We start from the raw sequence: 24,083 nt of genomic DNA on the forward strand, positions 1-24,083 counted from the left end.
TCTCGTGCGCCTTCAATCAGGAGAATTTCTCATGTCGCATGACGATCCTTTTACCCTCGACCTCTTCGGGTCCACCGGTCTTTCCTCGGGGCTCGGCCTTGGCGTCACGGCCTTTGCCGGCGATTTCTCCGCGAACGATGATGATAATGATGATCCGACACCATCCTCGCCGGCGCCTGCCGCGCAACCGCAGCCGTTGGGCGCCCGAGCCAGCTCGCCGTCACGCGTTGCGGGGGCCAGGAATTTTCATCTCGCGGGTACGCGCGGGCTGGCCAAGGGCTGGAAACAGCGGGCTCACGACAATCTCGAAGCCATTCGTCTGGCGTCCGAGATCGAGCAGGACGAGCGCCCGGCTACGATTGAGGAGCAGGAGCGGCTGATCAGGTTTACTGGCTTCGGCGCGTCGGATCTCGCCAATAGCGTGTTCCGCCGGCCTGGTGAGGTTGATTTCCGCGACGGCTGGAGCGACATCGGGGCCGATTTACAGGATGCAGTTTCCGGCCAGGAATACGCGTCTCTGGCGCGCTGCACGCAATATGCGCATTTCACGCCGGAGTTCATCGTCCGGGCCATCTGGGCCGGGTTGCATCGCCTCGGTTGGCGCGGCGGTCGGGTGCTCGAACCCGGCATCGGTACGGGTCTGTTCCCGGCGCTGATGCCGGAAGCCCTTCGTGATCTGTCGCACGTCACCGGCGTCGAACTCGATCCTGTCACCGCTCGTATCGCGGGACTGTTGCAGCCGCGTGCGCGCATCGTCACCGGCGATTTAGGCCGCACGGAGCTTCCAGCAAGCTTCGACCTCGCCATCGGCAATCCGCCTTTCTCTGATCGCAGCGTTCGTTCCGACCGGGCCTACCGATCGCTCGGCTTGCGCCTGCACGACTACTTCATCGCCCGTTCGGTCGATCTTTTGAAGCCCGGTGGTCTCGCCGCCTTCGTTACCAGCTCCGGCACGATGGACAAGGCCGATTGCACCGCGCGCGAGCATATCGCAAAGTCGGCCGACCTGATTGCCGCGATCCGTTTGCCCGAGGGCAGCTTCCGGGCTGACGCCGGCACGGACGTCGTGGTCGATCTGTTGTTCTTCCGCAAGCGTAAGATCGGAGAGCCCGAGGGCGACCAGTCCTGGCTCGACACCGAGGAGGTCAGGCCGGCGACGGCGGGCGAGGGCGCCATTCGCGTCAACCGATGGTTCGCGCGGCATCCGGATTTCGTGCTGGGCACCCACGCCCTGACCTCTGGACCTTTCGGCGAGACCTATGCCTGCCTCCCGCGTGAGGCTGAGGATCTCGAAGGCGCGCTGGCCGCCGCCATCTCCCTTCTTCCGGAAGCTCTTTATGAAGGCGAACCGACGCCGCTCGATTTTGACCACGAGGATGATGCCGGTCAGCAGGGCGCAGATGGTCCCTCCACCGAGTGGCACGTCCGCGAGGGGAGCTTCTTCATCGCGAAGAACACCGCTCTCATGCAGATGGTCGACGGGGTCCCTGTCACCATCACGGTGCGCAAAGGCAGGAGCAGTGACGGCGTGCCGGAAAAGCACGCACGCATCATCGGAAAGCTGATCCCGATCCGTGATGCCGTCCGCGAAGTCCTGAGGGCCCAGGAACTCGATCAGCCGTGGAAGCCGGCGCAAGTGAAGCTGCGCATCGCCTGGTCGAGTTTCGTGCGGGACTTCGGGCCGGTCAACTTCACCACCGTGTCGGTGAATGAGGACACCGAGACCGGCGAGGTGCGCGAAATCCATCGCCGCCCCAATCTCCAGCCCTTTCTCGATGATCCCGATTGCTGGCTGGTCGCCTCGATCGAGGACTATGACCTCGAGACCAATACGGCGAAGCCCGGACCGATCTTCACTGCGCGCGTGATCGCGCCGCCATCGGCGCCGATCATCGCAAGTGCTGCGGATGCGCTTGCCGTCGTGCTGAACGAACGTGGCCATGTGGACATCGATCACATCGCCGAATTGCTGCACACCGACAGCGATGCTGTTCTGGCCGAACTCGGAGACGCCATCTTCAACGATCCCGAAACCGGCGCATGGCAGACGGCCGACGCCTATCTGTCCGGTCAGGTCCGCGACAAGCTCAAGGCCGCCGAAGCCGCCGCGTCGCTCGATCCCGTCTTCGAGCGCAAGCGTAATGTGCGGGCGTTGATTGAGGTCCAACCTGCCGATCTGCGGCCGTCCGATATCACCGCCCGTCTCGGTGCGCCGTGGATTCCGGCCGCCGATGTTGTCGCCTTCGTGCACGAGACGATGGGGGTGGAGATCAAAATCCACCATATGCCGGAGCTTGCCTCATGGACTGTCGAGGCGCGGCAGTTGGGCTGGATGGCGGCAGGCACATCGGAATGGGGCACCGATCGTCGCCATGCCGGCGAGTTATTGGCCGATGCTCTCGACAGCCGCGTGCCGCAGATATTCGACACGGTGAAAGAGGGCGATAGCGAAAAGCGTGTGCTCAATGTCGTCGATACCGAGGCGGCCAAGGAGAAGCTGCAAAAGATCAAGACCGCATTCCAGAACTGGATCTGGTCTGATCCCGATCGGACGGACCGGTTGGCGCGGATCTATAATGATCGCTTCAACGACATCGCCCCCCGAAAATTCAACGGGGACCATCTGCAACTTCCAGGCGCCTCGGGCGCCTTTTCTCTTTACGGGCACCAGAAGCGTGGCATCTGGCGCATCATCTCGGCGGGCTCGACCTATCTCGCCCATGCCGTGGGGGCTGGCAAGACCATGACAATGGCAGCTGCCGTCATGGAACAGCGCCGCCTTGGCCTAATCGCCAAGGCGATGCTGGTTGTGCCCGGTCATTGCCTGGCGCAAATGGCCCGTGAGTTCCTGGCGCTCTATCCGACCGCCCGTATCCTCGTGGCCGACGAGACCAACTTCACCAAAGATAAGCGCCATCGGTTTCTGTCGCGCGCGGCAACCGCCACCTGGGACGCCATCATCATCACCCATTCCGCGTTCCGCTTCATCGCGGTGCCATCGGCCTTCGAGCAGCAGATGATCCACGACGAGCTGGAGCTCTATGAGAGCCTGCTGGCCAAGGTCGAGAGCGATGATCGTGTTTCGCGCAAGCGTCTCGAGCGGTTGAAGGAAGGCCTGCAGGAGCGGCTGGAGGCGCTTTCGACCCGCAAGGACGATCTCCTCACCATCTCCGAGATCGGCGTCGATCAGATCATCGTCGACGAAGCGCAGGAATTCAGAAAACTCTCCTTTGCCACCAATATGTCGACGTTGAAGGGCGTCGATCCAAACGGCTCGCAGAGGGCCTGGGATCTCTATGTAAAATCCCGGTTCGTCGAGACGAAGAACCCGGGCAGGCGCTTGTGCTCGCCTCGGGCACGCCAATTACCAATACGCTCGGCGAGATGTTCTCGGTGCAGCGCTATCTCGGCTACGAGGCGCTGCTCCAGCGTGGCCTGCATGAGTTCGACGCCTGGGCCTCGATCTTTGGCGATGTCACGACGGAACTGGAACTTCAGCCCTCCGGCAAATACAAGCCGGTGACGCGCTTTGCCACCTTCGTCAACGTGCCCGAGCTGATTGCCATGTTCCGCTCCTTCGCGGATGTGGTGATGCCCGAGGATCTGCGCGAATACGTGAAAATTCCGGCGCTATCGACGGGCACAAGGCAAATTTTCACCTCCAAGCCATCGCCCGCCTTCAAACGCTACCAGATCCTGCTCGATGCCCGCATCAAGGCGATCGAGGAACGCGATGGTCCGCCGGAACCTGGTGATGACATCCTGTTGTCCGTCATCACAGACGGCAGGCACGCTGCCATCGACCTGCGTCTGGTCGATTCCGACAATGACAATGAGCCCGACAACAAGCTCAACGACCTCATCTCGAATGCCTTCCGCATCTGGCGGGAGACGGCGGACGCCACCTATGTACGAACCGACGGAAAGCCGTTCGAGCTTCCGGGTGCCGCTCAGATGATCTTCTCGGATCTAGGCACCATCAACGCCGAGAAGACGAGGGGATTTTCCGCCTACCGCTGGATCCGTGACGAGCTTGTCCGCATGGGCGTTCCAGCGTCGGAAATCGCCTTCATGCAGGATTTCAAGAAGTCGGACGCCAAGCAGCGTCTGTTTGGTGATGTGCGCGCCGGCAAGGTCCGTTTCCTGATCGGCAGCTCGGAGACCATGGGCACCGGCGTCAATGCCCAGCTGCGTCTGAAGGCGCTCCACCACCTCGATGTGCCGTGGCTGCCCTCCCAGATCGAGCAGCGGGAAGGCCGCATCATGCGACAGGGCAATCAGCATGAGGTCATCGACATCTTCGCCTATGCCACTGAAGGCTCGATGGACGCGCAGATGTGGCAGAACAACGAGCGCAAGGCCCGGTTCATTACGGCGGCCCTTTCGGGCGATACCTCAATCCGCCGCCTGGAGGATATGGGAGAAGGGCAGGCGAGCCAGTTCGCCATGGCCAAGGCCATTGCCTCGGGCGATCCGCGCCTGATGCAAAAGGCGGGGCTCGAAGCCGATGTCGCCCGTCTCGAGCGATTGCGCTCCGCGCATATGGATGACCAGCACGCCATTCGTCGCCAGATCCGTGATGCCGAGCGCGATATCGAATACGCGACGCGCCGCATTGGCGAGATCGAGCAAGATATCGACAAGTTGGTTTCGACAACCGGCGCTACCTTCCGTCTGGTCGTCGGTGACGAGGCCATCAACGAGCGCAAGCTCGCCGGCCGCGCGTTGATGAAGGAAATCCTGACCCTCATCCAGCCCCAGCAGGAGGGCGACGCCGTGATCGCCTCGCTCGGCGGGTTCAACCTCGAATATTGTGGCGAGCGGTCCGGCAAGGACGGATACCGCTATATCACCATGCTGATGCGCACCGGTGCCGACTACGAGATCGAGTTGCCGGTGACGACGACCCCGCTCGGCGCAGTCGCCCGCCTCGAGCATGCGTTGTCCGGCTTTGACGATGAGCAGGAGCGGTATCGCAGGCGGCTCGCCGATGCCGAACGTCGCCTCGCATCCTATCGCTCGCGGCAGGGTGGGGAATTCTCCTTCTCGGAAGAATTGGCCGACAAGTGGCCGGCAGCTTGCCGAAATCGATGAAGCTCTGGCGATGGAAATCGATGACATCCGGGATTCTATCGCCGCCTGATGCCACGTCATGGCCGGCCTCGTCATGCGGCGGCGCCGGCCATTTTTGTGTGGAGCGGATCAGCGCTGCGTGCCGGAAGTATCGATCTTTTCGGCCAGCCAGATCTTGATGAGCGACTGATAGGGAACGTCGCGCTTTCCCGCGGCGACCTTGATCCTCTCCAGAAGCGAATTGGGAAGCCGCAGCGATATCGAGGTGGAAGACGGCTTCAGATTGGGCAGCCGCACCTTTTCGGCCTTGCTCCAGTCGACATGGTCGGTCGAGTCCTGGCTTTCCCAGAAAGCCCGCTCCTCGGTCTCCCGTTGCGAAATGCGGCACGGTGTTACGTGTCCTGTTCATAATAGCTCCGCTCCTTGCGGCTCATGTCGCGGGCCGAAATCACCCGCAGTTTTGTCTCACTTTCCCGAAGCGTGAAGGTGATATGCAGCAGCCTTCCGTCGTCGGTCCGTCCGAGAGCGTGGATACGCGGCTCGCTGGCGCTATGCTTTGCGTCAGAGACCGTCAGCAGCGGCTCGTTGAAAAATGCCTGCTCTGCTTCCGCCTGGCTGACATCGTGCTTTTTCCACGCTCTTGCGCGCGTTGCCCGCGTCCCAGTCGAAGCCGGCGATCCGTTTCCAATCGATCATCAATGTATATTGCCGTCATATACAAGAACTTCAAGTGGGGAGAGGGGGAGAGGGGGGAAGAAAAGGAAATAATCCGCTCGCAGACCGGGCGGACCGCTGACGCTATCGCTCAACCGCGCCGCTCGCAATCCCGGCCGTTCGCTCTTCGCAGGGCTGTGAGCCCCGCTTGATCGGCCCGGCAGGGATGCTCGGCCGCAGTTGCACCGGCCCGTCCGCTCGGCGGGCCGGGGGAGGTCTTCGGGAAGAAGACGAGGAAGGATGCTGCGCTTGGCGGTGTCCGGAACCCCCGTGAAGGAGCATTTCCATGGAACTGAAATTTGTCGATCCGCGTGCGCTGAAGGAAAACCCCGACAAGGCGCGACGCTCCAAGTCCAGCCCGCAGGCCGACGCGCTGCTGTTGGCGACGATCCGTGCCGTCGGCATTGTGCAGCCGCCCGTCGTTGCGGCAGAATCCGACGGTGGTAACGGCTATGTGATCGATGCAGGCCATAGGCGCGTCAAACAGGCGATCGCCGCAGGGCTGGACGAGATTGCCGTGCTGGTCATCGAACGCGCCGAGGACGGTGGCGCCATGCGCTCGCTTGCCGAGACGCTGGCGCACGAACACCGTCACAGCCCGGGGACGATATTCTCCTTTCCGTCATCACCGACGGCCGTCATGCGGCCATCGATCTTCGGCTTGTCGATTGCGACAATGCCAATGAGCCCGACAACAAGCTCAATGACGTCGTGACCAATGCCTGGCGCATCTGGCGTGAGACGGCGAGCGGCACCTATGTCCGCTCCGACGGCAAGCCGTTTGATCAGCCGGGCGCGGCGCAGATGATCTTTTCCGATCTCGGCACGATCAACGTCGAGAAGAGCCGTGGCTTCTCGGCCTATCGCTGGATCCGTGACGAGCTGGTCCGCATCGGTGTGCCAGCATCGGAAATCGCCTTCATGCAGGACTTCAAAGAAGTCCGATGCCAAGCAGCGCCTGTTCGGCGATGTGCGCGCCGGCAAGGTGCGCTTCCTGATCGGTTCGTCCGACACGATGGGCACCGGAGTCAATGCCCAGCTCCGCCTGAAAGCCCTCCACCATCTCGACGTGCCCTGGCTGCCCTCACAGATCGAGCAGCGCGAGGGCCGCATCCTCCGCCAGGGCAACCAGCACGATGTCATCGACATCTACGCCTATGCCACGGAAGGCTCGATGGACACCCAGATGTGGCAAGAACAACGAACGCAAGGCACGGTTCAATCGCGGCTGCACTTTCCGGCGATACTTCCTATTCGCCGCTTGGAGGATATGGGCGAAGGACAGGCAAACCAGTTCGCCATCGCGAAGGCCATTGCCAGCGGGGATCCCGCCTGATGCAGAAGGCCGGCCTCGAAGCCGGACATCGCGCGGCTCGAGCGGGCTGCGCGCGGCACATCAGGACGACCAGTTCGCCCATCCGTCGCCAGATCCGCGATGCCGAGCGCGATATCGAATATGCCACCGGCCGCATCGGCGAGATCGGGCTGGATATCGAAAGGCTTATTCCGACTACGGGCGATGCCTTCCACATGCAGGTCGGCGACCGGGACCTTTGTCGAACGGAAACGCGCCGGTCGCGCGCTCATGAAGGAATCCTCACCCTGGTGCAACTTCAACAGGAAGGGGATACCACCATCGCCTCGCTCGGTGGATTCCACCTCGACTATTCCGGCGAGCGGTTTGGCAAGGACGGCTATCGCTACAGCACCATGCTGATGAGAACCGGCGCCGACTATGAGATCGACCTGTCGGTGACCACCACGCCGCTCGGCGCTATCTCGCGTCTCGAACATGCTCTGTCCGGCTTCGAAGACGAGCAGGAGCGATTTCGTCAACGTCTTGCCGATGCTCAGCGGCGGCTGGCGTCCTATCGCTCGCGTGAGGGCGGGGAGTTTTCGTTCTCGAACGAACTCGCCGCGAAGCGTATGCACCTTTCCGAGATTGAAGCGTCGCTCTCCGCCGATGTCGCAGACCTTGCCGGTGTCGAGACGATGGCTGCATGAGCCATTCGCTTGGCTGCCTCCTGAGGCGTGCCTAATGCATATTGCTCGAAGCTGACTGCGCGATCGACACTTAGCGCATGCCATGACAGTGGAGGCATGGCGACATCAGATATCCACGCCCGTTTTTGACGATCGGGCATCATCGGGATTGGCGATCGCCTCCAGGCCTTCGCCATGGCATTCGGGACATGGCAGTTTGTCCTGCAGCCATTCGTTCTTGCGCGGCTGCTCTTCATGAGGACGCGTATGCGCCGCAGGTCGCGGGCGTCGAATATCTCCTGCCCGGCGTCGCCGTTCAGATCTGAAGGCTGTCGTTGCCCGTGCCGGTGTCGTTCATCCCCTCCAGCATCACGTCCCAGACCCCAGCGTCCAGCGCGCGCCAGCGTCCAGCGCCGGAACTGGCGGTAACGAGTTCCATGTTCCGAAGTGGCTGTGAGATAGGCGTCCCGTCCGGAATCCAGAAACACCCCGTCCAGCACCGCGGTGATCACGAGGCGAGACCCCGCCTCGGCCCCTTTCGAACTACGGAACGGTTCGAAAGAGGCCATTCCGCATCCGACATCAATCCACGAACCAAGGCTGTTCTCCGCAAAGAACAGCTTGAATCAGTGATCAGCCGATTTGGGAATCCACTTTGTCACATCGCTAAGGCTTGGCGCTATGGGATGTAGGAGTAGAAGAGATAGGTCTATAGGGGATGACGATCCCGGATAAGGGAGAATATCAGTTTCCCAGCTTGCATGATGCAAGATATGTTATAACGTAACGTATAACATATCTAGAGGAGTAGCATGAGGCGGAGTTCAGGGGCAGCGCAGTAGGCGCTGGCAATCCATCTGGGTCCGGAGTTGCGGGCGAGTAAAATCGTGACCGCAGGACTGGAGCTTCATGCCCAGACCCGGCGGCGCGTCTTTCGTCATCAAAAGAGAGATCCAGAGCAGATCAGACGAGATGAGAGATAGCTCAGGGCGGTCTGACCGGAGCTTTGTGGTGGAGCATTGCTCGAATGGCGGAATCGCGTTATCGCTGGAACGCATGGTCGGGATCGAGCAGATCGACCCGGATGGCATGACGATGACAGTCCTGGCCGGAACGCCACTTGAGGTCGTGCAGAAAGCGGCCGATGAGGCCGGACTGTTCTTTGCCCTGGATCTGGGCGCACGCGGCTCGTGTCTCGTTGGGGGCAACCTGTCCACCAATGCGGGCGGCAACCGCGTGATCCGCTACGGCATGGCGCGCGACCTGGTCCTGGGGCTTGAGGTGGTTCTGCCGGATGGCACCGTGCTGCCGATGCTGAACCGGATGATCAAGAACAATGCCGGATACGATCTCAAGCAGTTGTTTCTCGGTTCCGAGGGTACGCTCGGCGTCATCACCCGCGCCGTGCTGCGGCTGCACCCGAAGCCCGGCTGCGTCGCGGCGGCGCTGTGCGTGGTCACCGGCTACGACAAGGTGGTGGACCTGCTTGCCACCGCGCGCCGCAATCTCGGACCGTTCCTGTCGGCATTCGAGGTCATGTGGGCCGACTATTGGCATCAGGCGACCGTCCGCGTCCCCGGTGGCAAGGCCCCCGTCGCCATTGGTGATGGCACTCACGTTGTGCTGATCGAAATGCAGGGACTCGATGAGGACCTTGACGGAGCGCGCTTCGACGCGTGGCTTCAGCAGCAGTTCGAGGTAGGAGCCATCGAGGATGGCGCGGTAGCCCGCAGCCTGTCGGACCTGTCCGATTTCTGGGGCACGCGCGATGCGGCGGCCGAGTTCGCCAATCCCCAGGTGATCGGCCCGCACATCTCCTTCGACATAGGCCTGCCGATCCGGCGGATCGAAGAGTTCGTGACCCGCTCGAAGCCGGCGCTGCTCGACCGATTGGGATGTCATTCGGTGCATTACGGACATGTCGGCGACGGCAACATCCACATCGTTGCCTGGGTGCCGGGCGCAGCTCCGCAACCGCTGCCCACTGTCAGCGAGATCGTCTACGGCATCGTCCGCGACCTCGGCGGAACCGTTTCGGCCGAGCACGGGATCGGACTGCTAAAGAAGCCCTACCTCAATCACACCCGCGATGAAGCGCAGGTCGACCTGATGCGTCGGCTCAAGCGCTGTCTCGATCCGCACGGGATTCTCAACCCGACGAAAATCTTCGACTAAACCTGCACGGCATGTGCCGCGCGGGCCTAACCAAGGGAGGAAGACATGAAACTGAACCGACGGATGATCCTGTCGCTCGCCGCCGCGACGATGTTGGGCGCAACCCTGTCAGCCACGGCGCAGGACTGGCCGAACGGTCCGGTCACGCTGATCGTGCCGTGGAGCGCGGGGGGCGGAACCGATGCGACCGCGCGCATCATCGGCGGCTTGCTGGAAAAGGAACTGGGCGCCCCCGTTCCGGTCGTGAACCGGACAGGCGGATCCGGAGTTATCGGGCACTCGGCCATCGCAGAGGCTGCTCCGGACGGCCAGACGATCGGAGTGGCGACGCTGGAGATTGGGTCCATGCATACGCTGGGCCTGACTGAACTGACCTACAAGGCCTATACGCCGATCGGGCTCTACAATTCGGATCCGGCCGCAATCTTCGTGCGAGCGGATGCGGCATATGGAGACATGAAGGCGTTACTCGCGGCGCTGTCGGCGGCTCCTGACAGGGAGTTCAAGGCATCTGGATCCGCGCAAGGTGGCGTGAATCACCTGGCGCTCGCCGGAATGCTGCTCGCGGCAGGCCTGCCTGTGGAACGAGTTGCGTGGGTTCCGTCCGAAGGGGCAGCGCCGGGGTTGCAGGATCTGGCTGCTGGCGGCGTGCAGATTGCCACCGCTTCGCTGCCGGAGGCCGCGGCGCTGATGTCGGCTGGGCTGATCAAGCCGCTCGCCGTCTTTGGAAAGGCCCGGTTGGATGCCGCACCTGATCTGCCGACCTTCACCGAGGCGACGGGTCATGATTTTGTGCTCGGCTCGTGGCGCGGCATTGTGGCGCCGGCCGGCATTCCCGCCGACGTCGCAGCCAAGCTTGGCGACGCGATGACCAAGGTGGTGAATCACCCTGACTATTTGGCGTTCATGAAGGAGCGAGGTTACGCCACCCAGTGGACGGCCGGCCCCGATTTCGAAACTTTCATGGCAACCTCCGACGCGGCGCTGGCGCAAAGCTTGAAGGCCGTTGGCCTGGCCAAGAAATAGGGCCCGGCAAACAATCAGGGGCATGGAGGGGATATCTCACCATGCTCCGGCTCGTTCGAAGGAGGATCGAACCGCCATGAAGCTTCATGACAGCCTGATCGGCGGGCTCCTGTTCGCCTTCGGTTTGTGGGTGCTGACCACGTCGCTCGGCTTCCCCCGCCTGTCGGGGCAGAGCATCGGGCCGGGAACATTTCCGAGCGTGCTGGGCAGCCTGTTCATGCTGGGCGGTGTTGCCCTGGCCGTCACTGGTCTGCGTTCGCGCACGAACACCTGGGTCGCGCTCGAGGACGGATGGCGGCATCCCGACCGCTTCGCGGCGGCACTGTTGGCAACAGCAGGAATTGTCATCTTCGCTCTGACCTTTGAAAAGGTGGGCTTTCCCTTGGGCGGTTTCTGCCTTGTGTCCGCGCTGTTCCTGCTGTGCGGCTACCGCAACCCAGCCTGGATGGTCGTCTCGGCGACCTTCGTGCTCGCGCTGCACCTGCTGATGACCCGCTTGCTCTACGTTCCTTTGCCGGCCGGGCTGTTGAAGGGGATCCTCTGATGGTTTTCCAGAACCTCGACGCGGCCCTTGCCCTCGTACTGACCTGGGACTTGCTGTTCGTCATGCTGTCCTGCGCCGTGTTCGGTCTGTTTGTGGGCGCGGTGCCAGGGCTTTCGGCAACCATGGCGACCGCGATGCTGGTGCCGCTGACCTTCTTCATGGACCCGGTTCCGGCCATCGCGGCCATCGTGACCACGGCTGCCATGGCGATCTTTGCCTCTGACATTCCAGCTGCACTGATTCGAATTCCGGGCACTGCCGCCTCGGCGGCCTATGTCGATGACCTCAACGCATTGACCCGGGCCGGCAAGGTTGGGCGAGCGCTCGGCATCTCCGTCACGGCCTCGGCCATCGGAGGTGTGTTCGGGTCGCTGGTGCTGATGTTCGCAGCGCCGCAACTCGCGCTGGTCTCCTTGAACTTCACCTCGTTCGAATATTTCTGGCTGGCGCTTCTCGGCCTGTCGGCGGCAGTGATGCTGGGCTCGTCCTCGCTCCTCAAGAGCCTGATCGCGCTGGGGCTTGGACTGATGATTGCCAGCGTGGGCATGGACACGACTTCGGGGCTGCCGCGCTTCACCTTCGGCCTGACATCGCTGCTGGATGGGGTCGCCTTCGTACCCGCCCTGATCGGCATGTTCGCAATCCCGGAATTGATCCGCACCTTCGTCCACCGGGACACACTGCCGCCCGCGGCGCCGATCGGCAATCCGTTCGCGCTCTTTCGCGGCCTGGGCGGCGTGCTGTGGCGGCGCAAGCTGAATCTGGCGCGCAGTTCGACCATCGGGACCATTATCGGCATCCTGCCGGGCGCCGGCTCCGACATCGCCGCATGGATATCCTATGCCGTATCGAAGCGATTCTCGAAGTCCCCGCAGACCTATGGCTCAGGCAGCGAGGAAGGTCTGGTTGACGCTTGCGCGGCGAACAATTCCGCTCTGTCCGGCGCCTATGTGCCTGCGCTGGTCTTTGGAATTCCAGGCGACAGCATCACGGCGATCGTGATCGGCGTGCTCTACATCAAGGGCCTGAATCCGGGTCCCATGGTTTTCCTCACCAATGCGGACACGATCACGGCGATCTTCCTCGTCTTTCTCATCGCAAATCTGATGATCGTCCCGCTCGGGCTGCTGGCCATCGCCCTCGCTTCACAAGTGCTGCGCGTACCCAAGATGGCGCTCGCGCCGCTGATCCTGGCGTTTTGCATCGTCGGGTCCTATGCGATCAATGCCAGCGCTTCGGGCATTGTGATCATGGTTGTGCTCGGCCTTCTGGCATACCTGATGGAGGAGAACGGCTTTCCAGTCGCCCCAACGATCCTGGGGATCGTCATGGGTTTGCTGGTCGAGCGGAACCTGATCACCTCGCTGATCAAATCCGACGGGGCTTTCCTTGGCTTCGTCGAACGGCCGATCGCCGCGGGCCTCGCGGTTCTGGTGGCCGTTGTCTGGACCGTGCCGGCCTGGCTATGGTGGCGGGGACGGCGCGACAGGCCCAAGGAGATGAGTACATGATGGTCAGCAGGATCACGCCGCCACGGTCCCTGGCCGAAATCGCCGCCAGCCAGATCAGGGAAGCGATCGTGACCGGCGCCTTCAAACTCGGCGAGAACATCTCCGAGGACAGGCTCGTTGCGCAGATGGGCATTTCCCGAACGCCGATCCGTGATGCCATGGCGATCCTCTCGCGCGAGGGGCTCGTCACGGTGCGACCCAAGCGGGGATCTTTCGTGTTCGAGACGTCGCTCGATGATCTGGCAGCGATCTGCGACTATCGCCAGATGCTCGAGGCGCAAGGCGCACGCGCTGCGATGCGCCGTGACAGGGAAGGATATTTGGCCAGGCTGGACGCGGTGGTCACCCTGATGACGGAGGCCCTGGCGAGAAACAATGCCGTCGAATATGGCCGGTTGGACACCGCCTTCCATCAGGCTGCCTTCGATCATTGCAGCAATTCCTACCTGCGCGATTCCTATTCGCTGGTAGACGGCCGCATCGCCGCGTTGCGCGCCAACATCACAGCTCCCTACGAGGCGCGGCGGGCCGAATCTATGGACGAGCACGGCAAAATGCTGGATCTGCTGGTCCGAGAAGATTTTGCCGCCTTCGACGCGGCGCTGACCATCCATGTGCAACGCACCGCCGATGTCTATCAGCGCGCATTGGCCGAAGGGCATCTTGGCCCGACGCATGACCCGGCAAGGAGAATCGCAACTTGAACACCGAACCCATGACGCCGCTGATGTCGGGCGCGGCCCGCTTGAGGGCCCTCCTCGCGACGGGAGACATCGTCGCGGCGCCTGGCGCGCCAGACGTGCTGACGGCACGTCTCGTGGAACGGGCAGGTTTCCCGGCCGTCTACATGACCGGGCTCGGAGCCACCGCGGCACGCTTGGGTCAGCCGGATCTTGGTCTGCTGACTCAGACCGAGATGGCCGACCATGCGCGCGCGATGGTGTGCGCCGTTCGGACCCCGGTGATCGCGGACGCCGATACCGGCTATGGTGGGCCGTTGAACGTGCGGCGGACAGTCGCCGAATACACCCAGGCCGGGGTCGCGGCGTTCCATATCGAGGACCAGGAAAGCCCGAAGCGGTGCGGGCAGATGGCCGGGCTGCGGCTCGTGTCCCGACCCGAGGCCGAAATGCGCATCGCCGCCGCCGTAGCGGCGCGTCAGGCTTTCGGCTCGGACCTCGTCATCATGGGCCGCACCGATGCGCTCCAGCCCGAGGGACTGGCAGCCGCGCTGGGCCGGGCGAAAAGCTACCTCGACCAGGGTGCCGATCTCGCCTTCGTCGATGGCGTTCGCACCCGGGCCGAGGTCGAGGGTATAGCCGCGGGTTGGCGGGACCGAAGGTCGTCTCGCTCGTGGACGGCACCGACGCAGCCGCGCTGACACGCTTTGGAACTGACCCAAATGGGGTTCTCCGTCGTGTTCTAATGCTCGGCTGTGCCTAAAGTACAGTTTTGCCGCATGCAGACCTGCGAGTCGAAACACGCTAGCGGCGAGAGCTAGCGGTCTTTCGACACGGGGCGGGCAGAGGCGCTCACAGGTCAGATGAGCTATGCGAAGTTCAGCGAAATCGTTGACCTTGGCCGATTCCAAGCCTTTGCGCACGACCACGAGGCGTAGACATCGTGGGAGTTGCTGCTTGAGAGTTGTCGCAGCCTCTATGCACTCGACCGCGTCTCCCACAGGTCGGCGCTGACACGCTTCCTGCACGAGGCGGCCGGAGAAGTCATGAACGAAAAGCTGACTTCCTTCTGCGGCTTGAGAATTTGCCCGGACAAACTGAAAACTGTTTGTCGAGCAATATTTCGATCCTCAGCCGGTCGGCCACGCGGGTTCTCATGAGTCCCGATAGGTCCAGTCGGTAATCTCTGCCACCCGGCGAAAGATGCCGTCAACGCCCCCGCTCGTGGGATCAGCGCGCGTGAGCCAATCCTCGGCCCACGCGATCCATTCTCCGAGACTCCGCCCGTCGATTTCGTCGGAAGGGTCAACATCCATCGAGCGCAGCGCCGCGACGAAATCGCGGACAGCTGCAAGCTCGTGCCCAGTCCTGCGCCATCTCCTTGAAGCCTCGCCAACGGTTGGCGTCGCGTTTGCGTCTGCGCTGCTCTTCGTATCGGCGCTGCTCCGCCAGTTGACGTTCGCGCTCGGCGGCCTCCCGCTCTTTTCGCAGCTGAACCAGCAACGGTCCTGCTGCTACAAAGGTAGCGAGGATGTCAGGCAACATAGCCTCCATTGCCTGTTTGTCGGTCTCCAGCCATTGGCGCGGCAGGCCGTTTGGCCATTGCCACGTCTTGATCTCGAAGACGAGACGGCCGGTCGGGACCAACTCTTGCTTCCAACCCTTGTCGTCGTGCGAACGCCATCGCTTCTCATCCGCTGTCAGCGGCCGTCGCTCCTGCTTCTGCTTTTCGCGGACCTGAAATTCGACCTTCTCACCGAGATTTCCGCGAACAGTTCGCGCCGCTCTCCCTGCTTGATTTTGCCGCCCTGACGCTCGATCGCCTTGAACAGAGCGTCGAGAATGCGGTGCTTCCGATGCTCCGCTTGCGTGAATTCACCAGGATCGTACAGTTTGCGAGTCCATGGATCTCGCTCCCGGCGCGCTTGCCGCTTCTTCTCTTCATGCTCGGCGAGCCAGGATGCGACGACCGCATGCGGCCTGAGAAGACGCTCTTGGACAAGGATGCTTGACTCGTTGGCGCGTGCCTTGTCGACCTGCTGCTTGACCTCTTGGGGCAATTCGATTGGGGGCGGCGGTAACGGTGTCGGACGGATGGTGATCGAGCGCGAGCGATCGGATTTCGACATAGGAGACGCTTTCGGCGCCTTGCCCCACCGCATGCTTCGCCCAGTAGCCGCGCGGCGGATACGGAATGTCCTCCCGATGGCAATCTTGGCGAGGCCATTGCCGCTGATGCCGTACTGTTCGGCAAGTCGCGCCATCGGGGTGGCCCAAACTGCGCTGTACAGCTCCTCACGCGTCATCATCGTCGGCCGTGTCGGAGGCGGTTTTCAATGCCACCGTAGGTGTTTCAGAGAGCATCACCGGGACATTAGGCTCGGGTATCGAGTCCAACCTTGGCGCCGCAATTACTTTAGGCCGGCGCCCTACACCACGCGCCTCGGTATCCAGAAGCAGGGGCTCCGCGCATCCTGCCGGTGCTGGCGGTAAGGCCATTTGCGCAACAGGCTTCCCAAACTCTTTTCGCATCCAATAGCCGGAAGGCGGTGTCGGGATATCTGCGCGACGCGGCAGAGCACCTAGGATCCCAGGCGTCGTACCCAGTTCTGAAACGAGGTGAGAAATAGGCTTGGACCAAACTTGGTCATACAGTTCTTTGCGAGTGAAACGGTGTTCCATGAAATAGGGCTAGACCTTCCCGTTGGCCTTCGGCTTGATGGATGTGTCGGCATCAGACGGTCTCCAGAGTCGTCGTGAAAAATCGTCAATCCGCCAGCGGGGGACTACAACAGTTTGAAGCGGTCTTTCATCTCGTCGGCGCGGACCCACGGGTCACCGGGCAGCTGCTCGATGAACGTCTCAAAGACGCGTCTGAATGCAAGTAGCGTCGACTCGTCTGAAATCAGTTCAGCCTGCGCGGCCGGCAATAGAGGCTTCATATCGGTCAGGAAGCGCGGTCGCGCGAGCTTGGCCAACACGCTCCTGCCCGATCGCCCGCGTGATCGCATTGCCCGACAGCCCGACATAACGCCCAAGCAAGTCGACGACTTTCGCGGAGTCGAGCCGTCGAATGTCTGAAGTGCATGGGCGAGGTCGTATAGGTCACGTCCCTTATCGCGCTGCAGGAGCGCCCGCAACTTGGTGGCGAGCATTTCCTCGCGCGAAAAGGTCGGCACCATCGTGTGGCCCACGAACCATGGATTATCGACGGCAAAAGGCAGGTCCAAGGGTGAATCAAACGCCTCGATCTCGCTGATATTGGTTTCCACCTTGAGCCGGATCGGCACGCCGCTGCCGTCCTCTGCTTCGACCCGAAAGCGCAGCTTCGGCGCGACGATGCTGGGGTCGTACTGCGCTTGACCGAGCCACGGTTGCAGGGCCGCGCGCAGCGCGTCTAGAACCGGCCCGATCGGACCAGCCGTTGTGCGCACGAGATCGATGTCTTCCGAGTACCGCAAGGGCGTTGGAAAATGCAGCTTGTTGAGCGCGGTGCCACCGCGAAAGCGCACCGCCGTCCGCAGGAACGGGTCCTCGAAAAGGGCGACGATCGCCCGGCTAATGATCAAATCCTGCTCGACCTGGCGCGGGTCAGCCCAGGGGACAACGGTGCCCCAGGCGACGATATTCTGCGCCGGGATCATTCATCCACCTCGGGCATGCGGCGCACAATCACCTGCCAGCGCGGATCGCGTTCCTGCTCCGGGGGTGTGAAGTCGTGATCGCGTATCTCCGTGCGGTCCAGCTCCGTCCAGGAAAGCGGACAGCGAGCCGCGAGCGCCGTGTGCATGGGCGCGGCGCGCATGCCATGACCCAGCCTGTCTAGAAGATATCCGAGCCGCTGGACGACGGGACGCTCGGCGGCGGTCGAGAGCGCGGCCAGCTGCTCGCCGTCGATCTTCTCCCCAAGATCGGTGAGGACAGTGGCAATGTTATCAAGGCCGCCAGCAGCACGCGGATAACGCAGCAGATCGAGCGCCGTCAGAGCGGGCCCGGACAGCCTCATTGTACCGGTGTCAGTCTTCCTCTCCTCGATGCCGCCCGCGACCGCCGCCATGTCCTTGCGGTAGTAGAAGACGACAAGGTTGCGTCCGGCGCGGATTTTCGGCAAGCGCTTGCCGCTGACAACCTGAAACTCCATGACCGCCTGATGGGTCGCCCCGTGCAACTCAGCCGCCTTGAGCAGGCCGACATAGTAAGCTTGGCCCTCATGGCGCATCAGGGCATCGATGTACCAGTTCGGCGGCGGCGAGCCCCATGAGGCGAACTGCGGGGGGACGATGACGTAGAAATCTTGGCGGGGATTGAGAAGGTGATGCCGACGCTGCAGACGCTCGGCAGCGTCAAGCAGCGCCCCGCGTCCCACGCCCAAGGCCGCCTCGGCTTCGCCGCCGCTGAAGATCACCCGTCCTGCGGAAAGCAGGCTGGACATATAGCTGGATAAGGCGGAACGCCGATCATGAATCATGTTCTATTATTCTCTCTAGATGCGGACTTTTCAACATGATTAATTCCGAGTGTGAAAAATTGTTTCCGTAAATCCGCGTTAGGTGCGGATATTTCATAATGAATATGTCGCCTCTCTTGCGATAAGCTCGCACTGATGTCGCCGTCGGCAGCGACCCAGGCCACTTCCTTCTTCCAAGGCAATTGGATGATGGAGGATGCATCCGGAACCGCAAAGAGATCGGGATTCGCGGGCGTCAGATCGAGCTGGGTCGCGAAACCCGCGAAACTGGTGCGCCTGTTCGGCAGCTGAGCGGCGCGGTCAGGTTTCCGGAAAGAGCTTCGGGAACAACGTATCGAGCGCGTCGGCGGGAAAGCGCAGCGATACGGGCCCCTTGGGGGTGTCCGAAGCCAGCAGGCCGAGCGCGATCACCTCGTTGAACACCCTCCTTGCCGTTCGCTCCGGCAGGCCGGTGATGCGCGCGATCTCGCCGCGCTCGAATTCGCCGCGCATCAACGCTTCTTCCAGAAGACGGCCCGCCTCCGGCTTCAGCTCGCTTTGCGCGGCGTAGCCGCGCAGCCGCTTGGCCAGCGTGCCGAGATCGAACAGGCCGGACATGAACGTCACCTGGTCGAGGCAGACGCGCAGGAACCACAGCGTAAAGTCGTCCAACGCGCGCAGCGAGAGGGTGCCGCGCCCGTCGCGGTCGCCCTGACGCGGCATGTCGGCATGGTCCATCATGCTCTTGTAGTCCGTGCGGCTTTTCAGGCCACGCGCCAGGCCGCGCGAAATCGACCACAGGCCATGCGCGGCGATGCCGGCTTCATGCGCCATGGCATGGCTCATCAGGCGACTGACGCGGCCGTTGCCGTCCGGGAACGGGTGGATGAAGTTGAAGCGGTGATGCGCCGCGGGGATGGCGAGAACGCGGCCTGCTTTGCCGAGCTTCGCAATGCGGTAGCGCGTCTCGAAATACTGCATGAACGCATCCACGCGCGTGCTGGAGGGTGGCTCGTGCCGGCCAACCGCGACGTCGTGCTCGGGCTGCGAACGCCATTCCCCCGGCACCATCAGGAATTCGCGACCGGCGCCTTTGATGCGCAGCATCGGCTCCTCGGCATCGCGGTAAAACTCCGCATGCAGCCACCGGAGGAAATCGCAGGACGCGGGCTCAGGCAGCGTGCCGCCTGCGGCCAGCCGGTCGATCTCCGCTTGCAGCCGGACATGCGCCGCGGCTTCGAGCTGGAGGTTGCGCCGGTCCTCGTCCTGGTCAAACTGCCCCGCCAGCGCGCGCTCGATATCGCGCGGGCGTGTGTCGTGGCCTTCGATCAGGTTGCTATAATAGGTGTTCATGATATGCACGAGGTCGGCAAGGTTGGCGGCCGTGCGCGGGTGAAGGCGGCTGCCCAGCGTGGCCGATGCCGCGACAAGCTCCGCCAGCACGTCGGAGAGGATCTCGGACGTTTCTTCAAGCCGGGCGGGCTCGATGCGTTGTACGGTTTCTTCCATCGCGTGGCCGATCTATGTCTTTGCTAACTGCATAATCATAAACGCATATTGTTAATTTGCGAGAGAAATTGGCCGATGTTTTGGCCGATCTGCGCTTGGTCATGCTCCACTATGGATTCCGGCCGAAGAGGTGAGGCTGCAAGCCCTTGTGAGGGCAGCACAATCTAGCCCGCTTGATGCATAGCGACCGGTTTTCGGCTGGCTGATCCGGCGATCTGGTCGTCCTGGTGGTGCGTTTTCACAACGTTGATCGGGCGCCGGCGGTGATCCGTCGTGAAGGAATGTGGGGTTTGCGGGTTGATGGGGACGGGTTCGTTTCGGGACGTCTGCGCCCCATCATTTATGTCACGTGTCGCTTGGCAGTTAAATGCAAAAATGCGGCGGTTTTGTCCAGAGTGGGCATTTAACTATGAGAATCTCCGCGATCAGATCCTCAAATTAGCTGCATCTGCGGAGTGACTCTCAAGCTGCTAGATCGAGCTATCATGCTCTCGGCGGCGTCAGTGAATCGGACTTTGTTGTCGCCCATCATGTGCCGACGCAGCATCCGGAGCATCTCTGGTCCGGCACGCTCGGCGATAGCAACGCCTGCAAGCAGAGCTGGCCGCATGTAGAGTGGCAGGATCGGTTTTGCAGGGGTCGGGAGGTTCTCGTGTTCTGCGGCAACGACATCGTCGAGATCGGGAATGATGGCGCCGAGCACCCTGTAGCGCCAAAGCTCATGCTCACGCGGCAGAGGCCAGATCACTCTCCGCATCAGGAGAAGCCGTGCGATTTCGGTTGGCGATGTCCAGGTTCGGATGCCGCGTTCGGCTTCATCGTCGAGCAGCTTTTCACCACGCAGAGCCGCACGGTGATATTGCCGGAAGGGGGAGGGGAGCTCCCCATCGCCGAGCTCTCGCAGCAATGCTCCGCAATGCGGGCAGGTAATCCGCCACCCCAGCAGCTGGCTTCGCAGGATTGGTGCTGGTTCCGGGCCACCAGGGCTGCAAAGTGTACAGGTCTGAGCCGGCCTCGCGGCGATGAGCCGATGCGATGACTTCGGCACATTGATGAAGGTCATTAGACGCAAGACGGCCGATTCGATGGCGAACATGCTGGCGAGGCGGATTTCCTGATCGCTGCTCAAATGGAGATCGGCTGCTCGCAACGAGGGAACATCCGGCAAGCAATGTCGAAGCATGACGAGTGGTGGGATCGCGTAGAAGGCGGCATGGCGACTGATCCAGGACGACAGAAGCTCGTCCCAATGGGGCGGTAAAACCACCGGTAGACGGCGCAAAACTGTTTCGTTTATCATGCGAATGCCGCCTCGGCCTCGAACTCCGGCTCCCAGTTTTCGACAGCATCGTCTGCAATATGCTCTCGGCCGCCTTCGATCGCGTCAACCGCGAGATCGTTGATCATGTGGAAGATGCTGGCGGTGATCCCCTCGGTGATCTGTAGAATCCGCCGCAGTGATTTCGGCGTGAGCACCGAGGGTCGACGCAGCGGCGTATTGCGCAGGATCGACGCCACCAGCGTCTCGAACTGCTCGTTCGCGGCCCACCTGCTCAAGGTGAACTGCTCGAATCGGCGTGCAAGCTGGACGTCGCCACCGATCGCTTCGCGCGCGTCGTTGACGCCGAAGCAGACAAGCGAGATCTGTAGGCGGTTGCTCAGGAAGCGCAGCGTGTTCAGGACGATCCGCTGCTCGCGATAAGTTCCGGCGAGGATGTTGTGCACTTCGTCGATTACCAGCACCTGCACGCCGATGGCTTCCATGATGCGTAGCGCCGCCTGCTCCATCTGGGCGATGTCGGCGCGCGGTCGTTGCGGCGCGCCGAGAAGGGTGAGCAGTTCGGCATAGAAGCGCCGCTCGCCAGGTCGGCTGGTCATTTCCATCGCGAGCACTGGCGTCTTCAGCGTGCCTGTCAGCGGGTTGAAACTCGGCGGGTGCTCATCGCGGAAGCGCTTCATGATCATGGTTTTGCCCATGCCGCTGTCACCATAGATCGCGACCGAAGGCATCCGTGTGCCTCGCGGATGGTCGAGCAGACGATTGAGCCGGTCGAGGGCTTGCTTGGCCCGCGGGTAAAGTACCCAGCGGCGAGATCGTATCGCCCGAATACGTCGCTCGTCCATTTCTACGAGCAGCGAAGCGGCGTTTGCGGTCAGGTGAGAGACATCATCGTTCATATTTACTCCAGCTCAATCTGTATCCTCGACAAAGGGTACAGGTTTGCTGGAGTCGACGCCGCGGAGCGAGCCCCATCCCCGATCATCCACCTTCGATTTCGAGGAAGCCTTCCCGCGCCGCGCGGCCGCTGTCTTTCTGGTCGCCGCTTCAATCAGCTCGCGCTGCGCGATTGCTGTGCGGACGATGGTGCGGGTATCGACTTCACGGCGGCCTTTCGCAAGCAGGGTGCGTCGGGCGGTCACCGCCTCGTGCAGTGTTATCGAAGGCAGGGTCACATCGGCATAGCGGGCTTCCACAAAATTCCCCGACGGCCGTCGCACGAAGACGCGCGCCATGTCGCGGGGGTCATATTTGACAAGCAGTCGCCGGTCCGAACGCCCGACGTCGGCGCTGAGAGCGGCCGACCAATAACGCAGGCCGAACAGGTGAATGCCCGTCGGCCGCAGGGTTCGCTCCTCTTCGGGCAGGAATGTCAACCAGAAGCGCAGTCGATCCTTTGGCAGCCGAAGGGGGATCTTACCTTCGTGGTCCCGCCAGACTGCAAGCGGCGGGCGACCGAGGCTGCTGTGAATCGACTGATGGTAGGATCCCACGATGTCCAGGGCGAGATAATGCTCAAGCTCCCGCAGTGTCAGCGCCGCGTGCCGCTTCGAGTCATACTCGCCAAGCTCCTGTTCGTTACTGAATGTCGTCCCAGGCAGCAGATGCAGCTTTCCCATCTGCGTTCCGATCAGCCGCTCGATATGACCGCCGAAGCGTGGCTCGCCCGGTGGCCGCCATTCGATCGCAACGCTGGCATCCTGGCACCCTCTCTTGAATGCACGGCTACGGAAGTCGGCGCCGTTGTCGACGTGCAGCAAGTCCGGCAGGCCGGCGACAGGCCACGGTTCCGTAATCTCGCGTTCCCGCAGCCATGCCGACTTGTCGAAAACCGAGTGCAACAGGCAAAGGCTTGTTGATAACCGGGACGGTGCATCCATCGTGAGGTAGAAACCGGTGACCATCCGGCTGCACACATCCATCGCCAACGTCAGCCACGGCCGGCCAACGGGTTGCCGGTTCTCCTCATCGACCACAAAGACGTCGGCCTTGGTATGATCGATCTGGACGATCTTCAGGGGGCGGGAAGCGCCAAGGGCTCCAGGAACAGCGGTGGTCGCCTTCACGATCTTCTGTTCGCCACGCCGTTTGGCGCGTTTTTGCAGGTCGATGTCCCGGAGGCGAGCCACGATCGTTCGGCGATGCGGCGGCTTCACCCCGACCGAGATGCAGTTCGTCTGCACATCTCGCACCAGTTGCGATACCGTCGGCCGGGTCCGCTTCAGGTAGTAAGCTGTGATCGTTGACCGGACGATTTGCTCTCGTTGATCGTCCAGAACACGATGGCCCTCCGGCCGTCCGCGCTTGCGACCTACCAGCGAAAGCACGGTCCCGCCGCTGCGGAACAGTTTGATCAGTCTGTACGCCGTCGCTTGGCTGACTTCCATCTCAGCAGCAAGTTCGGCAACCTGTGCCGCCGTCGCGTTGCCGGTCCGGCCTTTCAGGAATTCTCGGATCGCATCCGCCCGCCGGCACGCTTCGTCCCAAAGCGCCTCGTCAATCTCGTCAGGGAATGGATCGTTCATGGTACGCCCGCGAGCAAAAACACCGCGAGCTGCTTTCTCACATTAAGTGACAAAACCCAAGGTGCATTATCAAATTACCTGCCCATTCGCAAATTAAGTGCTCACGCAACATATTGAAATCGTTTGCATAGCATTATCATTATTAAGTGCCAAGCAACATGACCTGAAATTGTCGACCAACCATGCCAGATGCTGAGCCGGCAGCTCGATAGGCGGCATCTTCAAGCGAGCCAACGCGCGCTGAATGGTCTCGTCGTACATATTATCGTTGGTCGGAATGGGTCCGTAGTTTCGAAGAAACCGGATCCAGTTGTTGGTCGGCATGCGCTATCCCCCCACGACTGCCGCCTTGCGCTGACGACCGTCCTGGAATTCCAGTGCAGCCCCATGAAAATCAGTCAGTTGCAGACTACTGTAGAACTCGTGAAACGCAACAATACAACCCGAATGCTGCCGCGGATCGCCTCTCTCTCGAGCAGCAGGTTTCGCCCGTTCAGTTCCTTTCGCGCTGCCAGCGAGGCCGGAGTATGGTGGGCGATTGAAGGCCGGTGCACCAAACAGAAAGCGTGTGACGATGATTCCTGAATCAGCCGGCGCCACGCCCTACGGCATTTTCC

At 62.0% G+C, this 24,083-nt stretch carries 15 protein-coding genes and 5 pseudogenes; 9 read left to right on the plus strand and 11 right to left on the minus strand.

Features of this window, described 5'->3' with window-relative positions; translation table 11 throughout:
• Nucleotides 1-31 precede the first annotated feature (31 nt).
• Nucleotides 32-5,143: pseudogene (locus GA830_RS19685) on the plus strand (DEAD/DEAH box helicase family protein).
• A 59-nt stretch (nucleotides 5,144-5,202) separates the two neighbouring features.
• Here GA830_RS19685 and GA830_RS19690 read toward each other — a convergent pair.
• Nucleotides 5,203-5,482: pseudogene (locus GA830_RS19690) on the minus strand (BrnA antitoxin family protein).
• Nucleotides 5,466-5,769: pseudogene (locus GA830_RS19695) on the minus strand (BrnT family toxin). Before GA830_RS19695 ends, GA830_RS19690 begins: the two co-directional pseudogenes overlap by 17 nt.
• A gap of 304 nt (nucleotides 5,770-6,073) precedes the next feature.
• Between GA830_RS19695 and GA830_RS19700 the strand changes: the two are divergent.
• Nucleotides 6,074-6,373, plus strand: a pseudogene (locus tag GA830_RS19700) (ParB N-terminal domain-containing protein); the annotation flags it as partial.
• A gap of 2 nt (nucleotides 6,374-6,375) precedes the next feature.
• A pseudogene (locus GA830_RS19705) lies at nucleotides 6,376-7,791 on the plus strand (helicase-related protein); the annotation flags it as partial.
• 295 nt (nucleotides 7,792-8,086) lie between these two features.
• Here GA830_RS19705 and GA830_RS20260 read toward each other — a convergent pair.
• Nucleotides 8,087-8,209 carry a hypothetical protein gene (locus tag GA830_RS20260; RefSeq protein ID WP_258045747.1) on the minus strand — a complete coding sequence of 41 codons (123 nt, stop codon included), beginning with the start codon at nucleotides 8,207-8,209 and terminating at the stop codon, nucleotides 8,087-8,089.
• Between the two features lie 617 nt (nucleotides 8,210-8,826).
• On the opposite strand from GA830_RS20260, the gene GA830_RS19710 reads away from it, so the two are divergent.
• The 6 genes from GA830_RS19710 (at nucleotide 8,827) to GA830_RS19735 (ending at nucleotide 14,407) form a co-directional block, all read left to right on the plus strand.
• Nucleotides 8,827-9,945 (plus strand): FAD-binding oxidoreductase, encoded by a 1,119-nt coding sequence (locus GA830_RS19710; protein WP_308460488.1) that lies wholly within the window; start codon nucleotides 8,827-8,829, stop codon nucleotides 9,943-9,945.
• Nucleotides 9,946-9,990: 45 nt separating this feature from the next.
• Nucleotides 9,991-10,971, plus strand: a complete 981-nt coding sequence (locus GA830_RS19715) for a Bug family tripartite tricarboxylate transporter substrate binding protein (RefSeq protein ID WP_195165108.1) — start codon at nucleotides 9,991-9,993, stop codon at nucleotides 10,969-10,971.
• A gap of 76 nt (nucleotides 10,972-11,047) precedes the next feature.
• The gene (locus tag GA830_RS19720) at nucleotides 11,048-11,515 is read left to right on the plus strand and encodes a tripartite tricarboxylate transporter TctB family protein (protein ID WP_195165109.1); all 468 of its coding nucleotides are present in this window, start codon (nucleotides 11,048-11,050) and stop codon (nucleotides 11,513-11,515) included.
• Nucleotides 11,515-13,026: a tripartite tricarboxylate transporter permease gene (locus tag GA830_RS19725; RefSeq protein WP_195165110.1), complete on the plus strand. Its 1,512-nt coding sequence runs from the start codon at nucleotides 11,515-11,517 to the stop codon at nucleotides 13,024-13,026. The genes GA830_RS19720 and GA830_RS19725 overlap by 1 nt, the downstream gene beginning before the upstream one ends.
• Nucleotides 13,023-13,730 carry a GntR family transcriptional regulator gene (locus GA830_RS19730; RefSeq protein ID WP_195165111.1) on the plus strand — a complete coding sequence of 236 codons (708 nt, stop codon included), beginning with the start codon at nucleotides 13,023-13,025 and terminating at the stop codon, nucleotides 13,728-13,730. Before GA830_RS19725 ends, GA830_RS19730 begins: the two co-directional genes overlap by 4 nt.
• Complete coding sequence (locus tag GA830_RS19735) at nucleotides 13,727-14,407, plus strand: isocitrate lyase/PEP mutase family protein (RefSeq protein WP_308460489.1); 681 nt, start codon at nucleotides 13,727-13,729, stop codon at nucleotides 14,405-14,407. The genes GA830_RS19730 and GA830_RS19735 overlap by 4 nt, the downstream gene beginning before the upstream one ends.
• 604 nt (nucleotides 14,408-15,011) lie before the next feature.
• On the opposite strand, the gene GA830_RS19740 is transcribed toward GA830_RS19735, so the two are convergent.
• The 8 genes from GA830_RS19740 to GA830_RS19775 all read right to left on the minus strand — a co-directional run bounded on the left by GA830_RS19740 (nucleotide 15,012) and on the right by GA830_RS19775 (nucleotide 23,466).
• Nucleotides 15,012-15,353 (minus strand): hypothetical protein, encoded by a 342-nt coding sequence (locus GA830_RS19740; protein ID WP_195165278.1) that lies wholly within the window; start codon nucleotides 15,351-15,353, stop codon nucleotides 15,012-15,014.
• A gap of 53 nt (nucleotides 15,354-15,406) precedes the next feature.
• Nucleotides 15,407-16,015 carry a hypothetical protein gene (locus tag GA830_RS19745; RefSeq protein ID WP_195165279.1) on the minus strand — a complete coding sequence of 203 codons (609 nt, stop codon included), beginning with the start codon at nucleotides 16,013-16,015 and terminating at the stop codon, nucleotides 15,407-15,409.
• 477 nt (nucleotides 16,016-16,492) lie between these two features.
• The gene (locus tag GA830_RS19750; RefSeq protein ID WP_195165113.1) at nucleotides 16,493-17,350 is read right to left on the minus strand and encodes a nucleotidyl transferase AbiEii/AbiGii toxin family protein; all 858 of its coding nucleotides are present in this window, start codon (nucleotides 17,348-17,350) and stop codon (nucleotides 16,493-16,495) included.
• Nucleotides 17,347-18,174, minus strand: coding sequence for a type IV toxin-antitoxin system AbiEi family antitoxin domain-containing protein (locus GA830_RS19755; protein ID WP_195165114.1), 828 nt, complete (start codon nucleotides 18,172-18,174; stop codon nucleotides 17,347-17,349). The genes GA830_RS19750 and GA830_RS19755 overlap by 4 nt, the downstream gene beginning before the upstream one ends.
• A gap of 300 nt (nucleotides 18,175-18,474) precedes the next feature.
• Nucleotides 18,475-19,662 (minus strand): Fic family protein, encoded by a 1,188-nt coding sequence (locus tag GA830_RS19760; protein WP_195165115.1) that lies wholly within the window; start codon nucleotides 19,660-19,662, stop codon nucleotides 18,475-18,477.
• Between the two features lie 433 nt (nucleotides 19,663-20,095).
• Nucleotides 20,096-20,962 (minus strand): hypothetical protein, encoded by an 867-nt coding sequence (locus GA830_RS20265; protein WP_258045716.1) that lies wholly within the window; start codon nucleotides 20,960-20,962, stop codon nucleotides 20,096-20,098.
• Nucleotides 20,959-21,840, minus strand: a complete 882-nt coding sequence (locus GA830_RS19770; RefSeq protein ID WP_195165116.1) for a TniB family NTP-binding protein — start codon at nucleotides 21,838-21,840, stop codon at nucleotides 20,959-20,961. The genes GA830_RS20265 and GA830_RS19770 overlap by 4 nt, the downstream gene beginning before the upstream one ends.
• Nucleotides 21,841-21,852: 12 nt before the next feature.
• A complete protein-coding gene (locus tag GA830_RS19775) occupies nucleotides 21,853-23,466 on the minus strand; it encodes a Mu transposase C-terminal domain-containing protein (protein ID WP_195165117.1) in 1,614 nt (537 codons plus the stop codon).
• Between the last annotated feature and the right edge of the window lie 617 nt (nucleotides 23,467-24,083).

Source organism: Mesorhizobium sp. NBSH29 (assembly GCF_015500055.1).
In the GTDB taxonomy this organism is placed as follows: domain Bacteria; phylum Pseudomonadota; class Alphaproteobacteria; order Rhizobiales; family Rhizobiaceae; genus Neomesorhizobium.

What these genes read in the sequence shown, in the direction of transcription:
- GA830_RS20260 (WP_258045747.1), bottom strand. Translation starts at nt 8,209, where the DNA reads ATGGAACTCGTTACCGCCAGTTCCGGCGCTGGACGCTGGCGCGCGCTG.
- GA830_RS19710 (WP_308460488.1), top strand. Translation starts at nt 8,827, where the DNA reads ATGGTCGGGATCGAGCAGATCGACCCGGATGGCATGACGATGACAGTC.
- GA830_RS19715 (WP_195165108.1), top strand. Translation starts at nt 9,991, where the DNA reads ATGAAACTGAACCGACGGATGATCCTGTCGCTCGCCGCCGCGACGATG.
- GA830_RS19720 (WP_195165109.1), top strand. Translation starts at nt 11,048, where the DNA reads ATGAAGCTTCATGACAGCCTGATCGGCGGGCTCCTGTTCGCCTTCGGT.
- GA830_RS19725 (WP_195165110.1), top strand. Translation starts at nt 11,515, where the DNA reads ATGGTTTTCCAGAACCTCGACGCGGCCCTTGCCCTCGTACTGACCTGG.
- GA830_RS19730 (WP_195165111.1), top strand. Translation starts at nt 13,023, where the DNA reads ATGATGGTCAGCAGGATCACGCCGCCACGGTCCCTGGCCGAAATCGCC.
- GA830_RS19745 (WP_195165279.1), bottom strand. Translation starts at nt 16,015, where the DNA reads ATGATGACGCGTGAGGAGCTGTACAGCGCAGTTTGGGCCACCCCGATG.
- GA830_RS19750 (WP_195165113.1), bottom strand. Translation starts at nt 17,350, where the DNA reads ATGATCCCGGCGCAGAATATCGTCGCCTGGGGCACCGTTGTCCCCTGG.
- GA830_RS19755 (WP_195165114.1), bottom strand. Translation starts at nt 18,174, where the DNA reads ATGATTCATGATCGGCGTTCCGCCTTATCCAGCTATATGTCCAGCCTG.
- GA830_RS19760 (WP_195165115.1), bottom strand. Translation starts at nt 19,662, where the DNA reads ATGGAAGAAACCGTACAACGCATCGAGCCCGCCCGGCTTGAAGAAACG.
- GA830_RS20265 (WP_258045716.1), bottom strand. Translation starts at nt 20,962, where the DNA reads ATGATAAACGAAACAGTTTTGCGCCGTCTACCGGTGGTTTTACCGCCC.
- GA830_RS19770 (WP_195165116.1), bottom strand. Translation starts at nt 21,840, where the DNA reads ATGAACGATGATGTCTCTCACCTGACCGCAAACGCCGCTTCGCTGCTC.
- GA830_RS19775 (WP_195165117.1), bottom strand. Translation starts at nt 23,466, where the DNA reads ATGAACGATCCATTCCCTGACGAGATTGACGAGGCGCTTTGGGACGAA.